The organism is Sphingomonas sp. SORGH_AS_0870 (genome assembly GCF_031453175.1).
GTDB lineage: Bacteria > Pseudomonadota > Alphaproteobacteria > Sphingomonadales > Sphingomonadaceae > Sphingomonas.
In genome coordinates, this window is sequence record NZ_JAVIYW010000002.1 from 436,525 (window position 1) to 449,017 (window position 12,493).

12 protein-coding genes are annotated in these 12,493 nt (G+C 68.3%); 9 read left to right on the forward strand and 3 right to left on the reverse strand.

Annotated elements, in window-relative coordinates; all coding sequences use genetic code 11:
* Nucleotides 1-96: 96 nt before the first annotated feature.
* Together QE363_RS02470 and QE363_RS02475 are read right to left on the reverse strand one after the other, a co-directional pair.
* Nucleotides 97-1,350, reverse strand: coding sequence for an ROK family transcriptional regulator (locus tag QE363_RS02470; protein WP_309691497.1), 1,254 nt, complete (start codon nt 1,348-1,350; stop codon nt 97-99).
* Between the two features lie 157 nt (nt 1,351-1,507).
* Entirely contained in the window at nt 1,508-2,713 is a 1,206-nt protein-coding gene (locus QE363_RS02475; protein ID WP_309691498.1) for a PQQ-dependent sugar dehydrogenase, read from the reverse strand.
* A gap of 172 nt (nt 2,714-2,885) precedes the next feature.
* Between QE363_RS02475 and rimP the strand changes: the two genes are divergently transcribed.
* The 6 genes from rimP (at nt 2,886) to rbfA (ending at nt 9,503) form a co-directional block, all read left to right on the forward strand.
* Nucleotides 2,886-3,464: a ribosome maturation protein RimP gene (gene rimP / locus QE363_RS02480; RefSeq protein ID WP_309691500.1), complete on the forward strand. Its 579-nt coding sequence runs from the start codon at nt 2,886-2,888 to the stop codon at nt 3,462-3,464.
* On the forward strand, nt 3,464-5,080 hold the full coding sequence (gene nusA / locus QE363_RS02485; protein WP_307102040.1) for a transcription termination factor NusA: 1,617 nt from the start codon (nt 3,464-3,466) through the stop codon (nt 5,078-5,080). The genes rimP and nusA overlap by 1 nt, the downstream gene beginning before the upstream one ends.
* Nucleotides 5,080-5,316, forward strand: coding sequence for a 4-oxalocrotonate tautomerase family protein (locus tag QE363_RS02490; protein WP_309691502.1), 237 nt, complete (start codon nt 5,080-5,082; stop codon nt 5,314-5,316). The genes nusA and QE363_RS02490 overlap by 1 nt, the downstream gene beginning before the upstream one ends.
* On the forward strand, nt 5,297-6,100 hold the full coding sequence (locus QE363_RS02495; RefSeq protein WP_405053159.1) for a DUF448 domain-containing protein: 804 nt from the start codon (nt 5,297-5,299) through the stop codon (nt 6,098-6,100). Before QE363_RS02490 ends, QE363_RS02495 begins: the two co-directional genes overlap by 20 nt.
* Nucleotides 6,097-8,997, forward strand: coding sequence for a translation initiation factor IF-2 (gene infB / locus QE363_RS02500; RefSeq protein ID WP_309691504.1), 2,901 nt, complete (start codon nt 6,097-6,099; stop codon nt 8,995-8,997). The genes QE363_RS02495 and infB overlap by 4 nt, the downstream gene beginning before the upstream one ends.
* Before the next feature lie 101 nt (nt 8,998-9,098).
* Complete coding sequence (gene rbfA, locus QE363_RS02505; RefSeq protein ID WP_309691506.1) at nt 9,099-9,503, forward strand: 30S ribosome-binding factor RbfA; 405 nt, start codon at nt 9,099-9,101, stop codon at nt 9,501-9,503.
* A gap of 345 nt (nt 9,504-9,848) precedes the next feature.
* Here rbfA and QE363_RS02510 read toward each other — a convergent pair whose 3' ends face one another.
* Nucleotides 9,849-10,421 (reverse strand): YceI family protein, encoded by a 573-nt coding sequence (locus QE363_RS02510; RefSeq protein ID WP_309691508.1) that lies wholly within the window; start codon nt 10,419-10,421, stop codon nt 9,849-9,851.
* 70 nt (nt 10,422-10,491) lie between these two features.
* On the opposite strand from QE363_RS02510, the gene QE363_RS02515 reads away from it, so the two are divergent.
* From QE363_RS02515 to rpsO, 3 genes are read left to right on the forward strand one after another with little or no spacing between them, the layout of a single operon-like run.
* Nucleotides 10,492-11,100 carry a thymidine kinase gene (locus QE363_RS02515; RefSeq protein WP_309691510.1) on the forward strand — a complete coding sequence of 203 codons (609 nt, stop codon included), beginning with the start codon at nt 10,492-10,494 and terminating at the stop codon, nt 11,098-11,100.
* A gap of 27 nt (nt 11,101-11,127) precedes the next feature.
* A complete protein-coding gene (gene truB / locus QE363_RS02520) occupies nt 11,128-12,150 on the forward strand; it encodes a tRNA pseudouridine(55) synthase TruB (RefSeq protein WP_309691511.1) in 1,023 nt (340 codons plus the stop codon).
* Nucleotides 12,151-12,162: 12 nt separating this feature from the next.
* Nucleotides 12,163-12,432, forward strand: a complete 270-nt coding sequence (gene rpsO, locus QE363_RS02525; RefSeq protein ID WP_261268525.1) for a 30S ribosomal protein S15 — start codon at nt 12,163-12,165, stop codon at nt 12,430-12,432.
* The last annotated feature ends 61 nt before the right edge of the window (nt 12,433-12,493 follow it).

Below are 12,493 nucleotides of genomic sequence, written 5' to 3' on the forward strand. Positions count from 1 at the left end.
GTCGAAGGCCAAGGGAATCCCTCACCCCAGGGGGCAGGGGAGAGGCTTGGGGCGTGGCCTTCGACTGCGCTCAGGCCGAACGAAGGGGTGTGCCCCTCAGCCCCGCCCGGCCTGGATCAGGATCGAATCGGAGGGCAGCAGCCGGTCCATGAAGGGCAGCATCGCCGCGCCGATGGCGGGGGCGTCCTGCGCCATGCGGGCGGGGCGGATTTCGGGGCGGGCGGGCAGCTCGATCGCGGCCAGCGCCTGTTTCAGCCCGTCGGCCAGCCGGACGATCAGCCAGCCGGGCAGGCGTCCGCCGATCAGGATGGCGTCGGGATCGAACAGGGTGGTGACCGCGACGAAGGGCTGGGTCAGCGCCGCGACCGAGTCGTGGACCCATTGGTCGATCACCGCGCAGACGACCGGATCGTCATGCTCGCCCAGCGTCTCGGGCGACCCGAAGGCGCGGCCCGCCGCCGCCAGCCGGACGCGCAGGCCCGCCAGCGACACGGTATCCTGCACGATCGCCCCGGCGCGCCCGGCGCTGGGATCGGGGATCAGCCCGATCTCGCCCGACCGGCGATGCGCGCCGCGATGATAGGAGCGGTCGATGATCAGCCCGCCGCCCAGCCCCGCGGTGATCAGCAGGTAGAAGAAGCTGGGGCAGGAGAATGTTTCGTCATATTGCGCCTCGCCCAGCGCGGCGGTGGCGGCGTCATTGTCGCGCAGCACCGGCCAGGGCAGCACGGGGGCGAGCAGCGCGTCGAGGTCGACCGCGTCCCACTGGGCATAATCCTCGGGCTGGTCGGGCAGCGAGCGGCCAAGCCCGTCGGGCATGGCGACGCCGACGCCCAGGATGCGCGCCCGGTCGACCGCCCCCTCGGCCAGCGCCGCGTCCAGCGTCTCGCGCAGGAAGGCGACCACCTCGTCCGGCCCGGCAAAGGCGATCTCGCGGGTGGCGCGGGCGCGCACCGTGCCGCTCAGGTCGAGGATCGCCAGCGACAGATGATCGCGGTCGATGGTCAGCCCGATCCCGAAGGCGCCCTCGGGACACAGCTCGATCTTGAGCGCCGGCTGGCCGCGTCCGCCATGCAGCCGCCCGGCGGTGCGGACCAGCCCCATATCGGTCAGGCGGCCGGTGATGTTGGCGATGGTCGGCGGCGTCAGCCCGGTTTCGTTGGCGATCGCGACTCGCGTGGTTTCGCGGTGGAAGCGGATGACTTGGAGAACGGTGCGCAGATTGTAATCGCCCGCCCGCTCCAGATTGGTGCCCGACAGGCCGCGCGACAGGCGGGCGTCGCGGGCATGCCCATCGGCAGGTCGCCCGCGCTCTGGCGACAGGAGCGGCACCGCTCGCATATGATCCATCTCCCTTGTGAAGCGGACCCCCATCCGCTCCCTGTTATACGCTTGGATCGGCGGGATGGACCGTCGAGGTCAAGTGGTATCGTAGAATATCGCAAATGGTATTGCCGCAGGGCCGCCCGGCCAGCGTCCGGGCGGCCCCGCCTTGCGGGCCATGCGATCAGGCGGCGGGTGTCAGGCGGATCAGCCGCCCCTGCGATTCGCCGCCATCCTCCAGCACATAGATGGCGCCGTCGGGGCCCTGCTCGACCTCGCGGATGCGCGCGCCCATGTCCCATTGGTCGCCCTTGGCCGCGCTGGTGCCGTTCAGGTCGACGCGGACCAGCGCCTTGCTCGACAACCCGCCGATGAACGCGTCGCCGCGCCACTGCGGGAAGAGCGACCCCGAATAGATCATCAGCCCGCCCGGCGAGATCACCGGGTTCCACGAGACCTTGGGCGCCTCATAGCCATCGCCCGCGCGGTGGTCGGGAATGTCGCGCCCGTCATAATGCGATCCGTTGGAGGCATTGGGCCAGCCATAGTTGCGGCCCGGCAGGATCAGATTGACCTCATCGCCGCCCTTGGGCCCCATTTCCTGTTCCCACAGATTGCCCGACGCGTCGAAGGCGAGCCCGAGCAGGTTGCGATGGCCATAGGACCAGACGGCCGGATCGAAACCCTGGGCGGCCAGCGGATTGCCCGGCGCCGGCTTGCCGTCCGGGGTCAGGCGAAGGACCTTGCCCAGCGTCGCCTTGGGATCCTGGGCGGGCGTGAATTTCTGCCGCTCGCCCGCGGTGAAGAACAGATATTGGCCGTCGGGGGAGAAGGCGATGCGGCCCGAATAATGGCCGTCGCCGGTGACGGCGGGGCTGGCGCTCCACAGGGTCTCGATGCCCGCCAGCTGCGCGGTGCCGTTCGTTTCGCGCAGCGTGCCGCGCGCCAGCACGACATGCTTGCCGCCATCGGTCGCCGCCGAATAGCTGAAATAGACGCGGCCGCTCTGTGCGAAATCGGGGGCGAGGACCACGTCCATCAACCCGCCCTGGCCCGCCGAATCGACGCCGATCCGCGCGATCGTCTGGCGCTGTTGCCCGTCCGCGGCGACCAGCAGCATCCGGCCGTCCTTCTCGGTGACGAGCATCCGCCGGTCGGGCAGGAAGGTCATCGCCCAGGGCGCGTCGAAATCGGCGACGACCGTGCGGCCAAAGGGCTGGCCGTCGACCACGGTGGCGGGCGGAGTGGCCGAGGGGGAGGGCGTCGGGGTCGGCGTGCCGCCCGGCGTCACCGCGACCGGCGGGGCGTTTCCGGTCTCGTCGGGCCCCGGCCCGTTACCCGAACAGGCGAGAAGCGCCACCGGCAAGGCGGCGAGCAACGGCAGTTTCATGATCTACTCTCCCGGTTGGCCCTGTCGGCCCGATGGGCCGCCAACGCTTCGGCATGGATGCTTGTTTCGTCAGAGGGATATGTGTATAGAATGCGGCATTCTCTTACATCGTCGGGTGAAAGAGGCTGCGGGACGGGTTCCGCGGCAGCGCACCGGCACATCTGGAGCTTTCATGGCGGACATCGCCCTTCTGACGCAACTCATCGAACCCGAGGCCAAGGCGCTCGGCTTCGAGCTCGTGCGCGTGAAGATGTATGGCGGCACGTCGGACCCCACGCTGCAGGTGATGGCCGAGCGTCCCGACACGCGCCAGCTGAACATCGACGATTGCGCCGACCTGTCGCGCCGCATCTCGGACGTGATGGACGCGCTGGAGGCCGAGGGCCGCGACCCGATCGACCATGCGTACCGGCTGGAGGTCTCCTCGCCCGGTATCGACCGCCCGCTGACCCGGCTGAAGGACTTCGCCGACTGGGCGGGGCATGAGGCGCGGATCACGCTCGCCGAGAAGCTGAACGGCCGCAAGCAGTTCAAGGGCGACCTGAACGGGGTCGAGGGCGAGACGGTGGCGATCACCGATGCCGAGGGGGTTCGCCACGAACTACCCTTCGCCGCGATCGAGGACGCCAAGCTCGTCATGACCGACCGGCTGATCGCCGCGACGGTGCCGCTGTCCCTGGATGGCGCGGAAGAGGTTTATTATCAGGACGCGCCCGAACAGGACGGCGCCACCACGGAAGGACGGCACTGATGGCTACCGCCATTTCCGCCAACAAGGCGGAACTGATCGCGATCGCGAATGCGGTCGCCTCGGAAAAGATGATCGACAAGGGCATCGTCATCGAGGCGATGGAGGACGCGATCCAGCGCGCCGCCCGTGCGCGCTATGGTGCCGAGAACGACATCCGCGCCAAGCTCGACCCGAATTCGGGCGACCTGCGCCTGTGGCGCGTCGTCGAGGTGGTCGAGCAGGTCGACGACTATTACAAGCAGATCGACCTGAAGGGGGCCGAGAAGCTGCAAAAGGGCGCGAGCGTCGGCGACTTCATCGTCGATCCCCTCCCTCCGATCGAATTCGGCCGCATCGCGGCGCAGGCGGCCAAGCAGGTCATCTTCCAGAAGGTCCGCGACGCCGAGCGCGACCGTCAGTATGACGAGTTCAAGGACCGCCAGGGCGAGATCATCACCGGCGTCGTCAAGCGCGTCGAGTTCGGTCACATCGTCGTCGACCTGGGCCGCGCCGAGGGCGTGATCCGTCGCGACCAGCAGATCCCGCGCGAAGTCGTCCGCGTGAACGACCGCATCCGCTCGCTGATCCTGAACGTCCGTCGCGAAAACCGTGGTCCGCAGATCTTCCTGTCCCGCGCGCATCCGGACTTCATGAAGAAGCTGTTCGCGCAGGAAGTGCCCGAAATCTATGACGGCATCATCGAGATCAAGGCCGCCGCGCGCGATCCGGGCAGCCGCGCCAAGATCGGCGTGATTTCGCACGACTCGAGCATCGACCCGGTCGGCGCCTGCGTCGGCATGAAGGGCAGCCGCGTCCAGGCCGTCGTGCAGGAAATGCAGGGCGAGAAGATCGACATCATCCCCTGGTCGCCCGACACCGCGACCTTCGTGGTCAACGCGCTCCAGCCCGCGAACGTCAGCCGCGTCGTGATCGACGAGGAAGAGGACCGCATCGAGGTCGTCGTTCCCGACGATCAGCTCAGCCTCGCCATCGGTCGTCGCGGCCAGAATGTCCGCCTCGCCAGCCAGCTGACGGCCAAGGCGATCGACATCCTGACCGAGGCCGACGCGTCCGAGAAGCGCCAGAAGGAATTCGTGGCCAACTCCGAGATGTTCCAGAACGAACTGGACGTGGACGAGACGCTGGCCCAGCTGCTGGTCGCCGAAGGCTTCGGCGCGCTGGAAGAGGTCGCCTATGTCGAGCTCGACGAGCTGGCCGCGATCGAGGGCTTCGACGAGGATCTCGCGCAGGAGCTCCAGAGCCGTGCGCAGGAAGCGCTGGACCGTCGCGAACAGGCGGCGCGCGACGAGCGTCGTGGCCTGGGCGTCGAGGATGCGCTGGCCGAAATGCCCTATCTGACCGAGGCGATGCTGGTCACGCTGGGCAAGGCGGGCATCAAGACGCTGGACGATCTCGCCGACCTGGCGACCGACGAACTGGTCGAGAAGAAGCGCGCCGAGCCGCGTCGCCGTGGTGACGACACCCCGCGTGCCGCGCCCAAGGGCGGCATCCTGGCCGAGTACGGCCTGAGCGACGAGCAGGGCAATGAGATCATCATGGCCGCGCGTGCGCACTGGTTCGGCGACGAGGACGAGCCCGCCGTCGAGGCGGCGCAGGCGGAGGGCGACGAAGCCTGATGCCGTTCGTCTCGATCCGTCTGGCGGGCACCGCCTCCAAGCAGCAAAAGGCCGAGATCGTCGCCGACGTGACTCGTTCGCTGGTGGAGCGGCTGGGCAAGAACCCGGCCGCCGTCCAGATCGTGATCGAGGAGGTCTCCACCGAAAATTACGGCGCGGGCGGTCAGTTGATCGCCGACCGTGATGCGCCTTCCTCCAACCCCCCGGGAGACGCGCATGCGGAACCGGGACAATGAGCGCGCTGGCGTAAATAATGCTCCGGCCAAGAAGGGCCGGGGCCCCAGAGACGCCGCGAAGGCGGCCCGCGAGTCGATCGACGGGCCGGTCCGCCGCTGCATCCTGTCGGGCGAGCATGATGCGCGCCCGCACCTGATCCGTCTGGCGCTCGCGCCCGACGGACGGGTGCTGCCCGATGTCCGTGCGAAAGCGCCGGGGCGGGGCGGCTGGATCGGCGTGACCCGTAGCGAGCTTCAGGAGGCCATCGCCAAGGGCAAGTTGAAGGGAGCACTGGCGCGCGCGTTCAAGACGGGCGAGTTTGCGATCCCCGACGACCTGCCCGCGCTGATCACCGCCGCGCTGGAGCGCAATGCGCTCGACCGGCTGGGACTCGAGTCGCGCTCAGGGCTATTGCTGACCGGATCGGACAAGATCGCGACGGCGGCGCGCTCGGGACAGCTGCACGCGCTCTATCACGCCGCCGATGCGGGCGAGGATGGCTGTCGCAAGCTGGCCCAGGCGTGGCGCGTCGGATCGGACCGTGAAGGTTCCGATCTGAAGGGGTTGGCGTTGCCCGCCACACGCCCCATATTGTCATTGGCGTTGGGCCGCGAAAATGTGGTACACATCGGCCTGACAGATCGTAACGCGGCAAAGCGGGTGAGCGAAGCGCTCGACCGCTGGCTGCATTTTATCGGACCCGACCCTGTGGCAACGCCTTGCGAAACGGCCTCGCAAGGCGCATCGGCGTCCGACCTTACTGGTGACCGACCGGCCGTGACCGTACACGAGGATTTTGAGTGAGCGAGACCGACAACGACAAGCCGAAACTCGGAATGCGCCAGCCCCTGGGGCTGAAGCGCACGGTCGAGACCGGCAAGGTGAAGCAGAGCTTCAGCCACGGCCGCTCGAACACCGTGATCGTCGAGACGAAGCGCCGTCGCGTCCTGGGCCCGCAGGGGGGAGCGCCGGAAACGGCCGCCCCCGCGCAGGCCCCCGAACCCGTGCCCGCAGCACCCGTCGCCGCGGCGCCGGTCGCACCGCGTCGCCCGGTGCCGTCGAACGAGACGGCACAGGAGCGCCAGGCGCGCCTGCTGCGTGAAGCCGAGGAACAGCGCCTCGCCATGCAGGAAGAGATTCGTCGTCGCGAGGACGCCGAGCGTCAGCAGCGCGCCGAGGACGAGCGTGTGCGGGCCGAAGAGCGCGCGCGTGCCGCCGCCGAGGCTGCCGCCGCCCCGCCGCCCGCGCCGGAACCGGCTCCCGAGCCTGCGCCCGCGCCCGAGCCGACCCCGGCGCCCGCGCCCGAGCCGACCCCGGCGCCCGCGCCCGTCGCTGCGGCGGAACCCGCCCCGGCTCCGGCCGCGCCGACCATCTCGGTCCAGCCGCGTCCCTTCCGTCCGGTCGAACGCCCGGTGATCCCGGCGCCGCAGCCCAAGGCGGAAGAGCCCAAGGTCGAGGCACCCGCCCCGGCACCGGCGCCAGCCCCGACGCCCGCCCCCGCTCCGGTGGCGGCGAAGCCCGCGCCTGCGCCCGCTCCGGTGGTGCCGACGCCGCCGATCCTGGGTCGCGATCCCTCGATGCCCGCGCCGCGCCGCTTCTCGCCGGTGCAGCGTCCCGAGATTCCGAAGCCTGCGCCCAAGCCCGCGCCTGCGCCCGCCGCAGCCGCGACTCCGGCTGCCAGCGCGCCGACCAACACCACCGCCTCCGCTCCGTCGGGTGGCGCACCGCGTTCGATGCCTTCGGGCCAGCCGACGCCGCGCAACGCGCCTCCGGGCCGTCCGCAGCAGCGCGACCGCAAGGGCGACGAGCGTCGCGGCGGCAAGCTGACCGTCACGCGTGCGCTGAACGAGGACGGCGCCCGCGCCCGCTCGCTCGCCGCGCTGAAGCGTGCCCGCGAGAAGGAAAAGCGTGGCTTTGGCGGCCCGCGCGAGCCGCAGGTCAAGCAGGTCCGCGACGTGCAGGTGCCCGAGGCGATCACCGTCCAGGAACTGGCCAACCGTATGGCCGAAAAGGGCGCGGATCTGGTCAAGGCGCTGTTCAAGATGGGCATGCCCGTCACCATGACGCAGACCATCGACCAGGATACGGCCGAGCTGCTGGTGACCGAATTCGGCCACAACATCGTCCGCGTCTCGGACAGCGACATCGACTTGGCGCTCGACACCAGCGAGGACGCGGCCGAGAGCCTGCAGCCGCGTCCGCCGGTCGTGACGATCATGGGCCATGTCGATCATGGCAAGACCTCGCTGCTCGACGCGCTGCGCGGCACCGATGTGGTGCGCGGTGAGGCCGGTGGCATCACCCAGCATATCGGCGCCTATCAGGTCACGCTGAAGGACAAGTCGAAGATCACCTTCCTCGACACGCCGGGCCACGAGGCCTTCACCCAGATGCGCGCCCGCGGTGCCGACGTCACGGATATCGTGGTGCTGGTGGTCGCGGCCGATGACGGGCTGATGCCGCAGACGATCGAGGCGATCAACCACACCAAGGCGGCGGGCAAGCCGATGATCGTGGCGATCAACAAGATCGACAAGCACGACGCCAATGCCCAGCGCGTCCGCGAGCGTCTGCTCGAGCATGACGTGCAGGTCGAGGACATGGGCGGCGAGACCCAGGACGTCGAAGTCTCGGCGCTCAAGAAGATCGGTCTGGATACGCTGATCGAGAAGATCCAGCTTCAGGCCGAACTGCTCGAACTGGCCGCCAACCCCGACCGCGCCGCCGAGGGCAGCGTGGTCGAGGCCAAGCTCGACAAGGGTCGTGGTCCGGTCGCGACCGTGCTCGTCACGCGGGGCACGCTGAAGGTCGGCGACGTGTTCGTCGTCGGCGCCGAAAGCGGCAAGGTCCGTGCGCTGGTCGACGACAAGGGTCGCCAGGTGAAGGAAGCCGGTCCGGCGATGCCGGTCGAGGTGCTCGGCCTGTCGGGCGTGCCCCAGGCGGGCGACCTGCTCCAGGTCGTCGAGAACGAGGCCCGCGCCCGCGAGGTCGCCGAATATCGCCAGAGCGTGCTACTCCAGAAGCGCACCACCTCGGCCCCGGCCAGCCTGGAGTCGATGTTCTCGGCGCTGAAGGCGAACCAGGCCAAGGAATATCCGCTGGTCGTGAAGGCGGATACGCAAGGGACCGTCGAGGCGATCGTGGCGTCGATCAACAAGATCGCGTCCGACCTCATCAAGGCGCGCATCCTGCATTCGGGCGTCGGTGGCATCACCGAGTCGGACGTGACGCTGGCGGCCGCCAGCGGTGCGCCGATCATCGGCTTCAACGTCCGTGCGAACGCCAAGGCGCGCGAGATCGCCGAGCGGAACAAGGTGGCGTTGAAATATTACGACGTCATCTACGACCTGATCGACGAGATCCGCGCGGGCATGGCGGGCGAACTGGGCCCCGAGGCGTTCGAGACGGTCGTCGGCCGCGCCGAAATCCGCGAGGTCTTCTCGGCGGGCAAGATCGGCAAGGCCGCCGGTCTGCTGGTCACCGAGGGTGTCATCCGCAAGGCGCTCAAGGCGCGCATCACGCGCAACGACGTCATCATCTACCAGGGCGAGATCAATTCGCTCCGCCGGTTCAAGGACGATGTCGCCGAGGTTCGCGCGGGCCTGGAATGTGGTGTGACGTTCACGCAGAACTTCACCGACATCAAGGCGGGCGACTATCTCGAAACCTTCGAGGTCGAACTGCGCGAGCGTTCGCTCTGATGCGGGCGGGGTGGTGGGATAACTCCTGCCGCCCGCCTCTGCCGGACATGATCGCGGTCGCCTGCCCGGCGGCCGCGATTTCCGTTTGAAGAAGAACTATCATGGTCCAAGCCAAGAACCCCGCCGAACCCTCGGTCCGCCTGCTCCGTGTCGGCGAGCAGGTGCGTCATATCCTGTCCGAAATCCTGGCGCGCGGCGACGTGCATGACGAGACGCTGGCCAAGCATATGGTCAGCGTGACCGAGGTGCGCATGTCCCCCGACCTGCGCCACGCCACCGTCTTCGTGAAGCCGCTGCTCGGCAAGGACGAGGAGGTGGTCATCAAGGCGCTGCGCACGAACACCGCCTATCTCCAGCGCGAGGTCGCGCACCGGGTGAAGATGAAATATGCCGCCAAGCTGAAGTTCCTGGCGGACGAAAGCTTCGACGAGGGAAGCCATATCGACTCGCTCCTGCGCTCGCCGAAGGTCGCGCGGGACTTGGAGGAGGATGCTGGGGAAGCATGATCGCTTTCCGGCCTCGAATTGTGACTTTGGCTTATCCCTACCTCCGTTCAGCCTGAGCGAAGTCGAAGGCCAAGGGAATAGGTTCGCGCAGAGGCGCAGAGGGCGCAGAGAAGAAGTGCCCCACATTCAAACGTCGCCCCACCCCAGTGAAGGCCGGGGCCAATCTCGATGTCTTGGATGGCGCGCTGCGTCGGGGCGGGGGAGGCAGATATCCTGCACCGCCGCCCGTTAATGGCAACTGGACCCCGGCCTTCGCCGGGGTGGAAGCGTTGGGGGCAATGCCTCTCTGCGTCCTCCGCGCCTCTGCGCGAACCTCTGTCAGCCGGAACGGCCGTTGGGAACGGCCTAATCCCGCCCCGGCACCAGATCGGCGTCGATCGTGATCGTCACCTGTCGCCCGACGATCAGCGGATAGGCGGTCATCCCGAAGTCCCGCCGGTCGATCCGCGTCGACGCCGCGATATGCACCGGCTCTCGGCCGGTCATCGCGGCGAAGTCGCGTGAGAAGTCGACCGCCAGTGTCGCCGGACGGGTGACGCCGCGCGCGGTGATCGTCCCTGCGACCTGCGCGCTATGCGGTCCGGTCCGGGTCATGGTCGAGCCATGGAAGATCACGCGGGGGTATCGCTCGACATCGAAGAAATCGGGTCCGCGCAGGCGGGACCGGGTCAGCGAATCCCCTGCCTCCAGCGCTTGCGCATCGATCCGCACGTCCAGCGTCACGGCTTGCGCATCCCGGTCCGACAGGGCCACGCGACCCTCCAGCCGGGGAAAACGCGCCGTCTTGCTGCCCAGGCCGAAAAAGCCGACCTTTGCCTGCACGCGCGCATGGGCGGGGTCGATGCCATAGGCGAGCGAGCCGGGCGCGGTTGCCGATCCGGCGCCACCCATCGACATGGCCGCCACTGCCATCGCCATTCGCGTGCCAACCCACATGCCGGTTCGTCCCATGCTCGAAATGGCGGCTCCCCTCCGATAAGGGCGGCGGATGGCCAAGCTCTATTTCTACTATGCCAGCATGAATGCAGGGAAATCGACCATGCTGCTGCAGGCCGATTTCAATTATCGCGAGCGGGGGATGAACACGATGCTGTTCACCGCCGCGATCGACGATCGCTTCGCCTATGGCACCATCGCCTCGCGAATCGGCCTGTCGCAGCCCGCGACGCCGTTCCAGGCGACCACCGATCTGGAGGCCTGCGCGCTCGACCGGCACGCGCAGACGCCGCTGGCCTGTATCCTGGTCGATGAGGCGCAGTTCCTGACGCCCGAACAGGTCGATCAACTGGCGCGGCTGGCCGACCGGCACCGGATTCCCGTGCTCTGCTATGGCCTGAGGACCGATTTTAAGGGCCAGCTCTTCCCCGGATCGGCGCGGTTGCTGGCGCTGGCCGACACGCTCAGCGAGATCAAGTCGGTCTGCGTCTGCGGCGCCAAGGCGACGATGAACCTGCGCGTCGACGGCCAGGGCCATGCGATCGCCGAGGGCGCGCAGACCGAGATTGGCGGCAATGACCGCTACATCGCCTTGTGCCGCCGCCATTTCGGCGAGGCGCTGGCGGGCGGCACGGTGCTTGAGGCGCCGTCCTTGAGATAGGGGCCAAGCCCGACTAACGCCCGTCCGATGCATGGATGGATCATACTCGACAAGCCGCTGGGGCTCGGCTCGACGCAAGGGGTGAGCGCGGTCAAGCGCGTGCTGCGCCAGGGCGGCTATGGCAAGGGGATCAAGGTCGGCCATGGCGGCACGCTCGACCCGCTGGCGACCGGCGTGCTGCCGATCGCGGTGGGCGAGGCGACGAAGCTCGCCGGGCGGATGCTGGACAGCGACAAGGTGTACGACTTCACCATCCGCTTCGGCGCGCAGACATCGACGCTGGATGCCGAGGGCGAGGTGGTCGCCGAGAGCGATATACGCCCGACTCGCGCGGCGCTGGAGGCGGTGTTGCCGCGCTTCACCGGCCCGATCGACCAGGTGCCCCCCGCCTATTCCGCGCTGAAGGTGGATGGCGAGCGCGCCTATGACCTGGCGCGGGCCGGGGAAGAGGTGGTGCTGGCGAGTCGCAGCGTGACGATTCATTCGCTTCAATCCTCCCCATCTCCGATGGGGAGGGGGACCGCGCTCGGAGAGCGTGGTGGAGGGGCGGGCGCGCTCGCCACCGATTCCGTCGCTGACGCGACGCCCCTCCTCCACCATCCTGCGGATGGTCCCCCTCCCCAAGCGGAGCTTGGGGAGGAATTGGAGGAGGTCACCCTCACCGCCCATGTCTCCAAGGGCACCTATATCCGCTCCCTCGCGCGCGACATCGCGCTGGCGCTGGGTACGGTGGGCCATGTCACCATGCTCCGCCGGATCAAGGCGGGGCCGTTCACCCTGGCCTCGGCGATATCGCTGGACAAATTGAACGAAATGGGGCAGGCGCGCGGGCTTGAAGAGATACTCCTGCCGCTGAGGGCGGGGCTGGACGACATCCCGGCTCTCGCGCTCGACCCCGACCAGGCAGGGGCGCTCCGTCAGGGGCGTGTGCTGGTCGGGATTGCCGCTGACGATGGCCAATATTTCGCGATGCTGGGCGACCGCCCGGTGGCGCTGGTGGAGGCGCTGGACGGGGACGTCCGGGTCGTGCGCGGTTTCAACCTCGATTAAGAAAGGACCACGATGTCGATCACCGCTGAACGCCGCCAGGAAATCATCAAGGACCATGCCCGCGCCGAGGGTGACACGGGTTCGCCCGAAGTCCAGGTCGCGATCCTGACCGAGCGGATCCAGAACCTGACCGGCCACTTCAAGACCCATGCGAAGGACAATCATTCGCGTCGCGGTCTGCTGATGCTGGTCAACAAGCGTCGCTCGCTGCTCGACTATCTGCGTCACAAGGATGGCGACCGCTATCTGGCGCTGATCGCCAAGCTCGGCCTGCGCAAGTAAGACGCGGGGCGCGCCAAGCGACCAAAAAGGGCACTCCCATCAGGGGGTGCCCTTTTTTTAT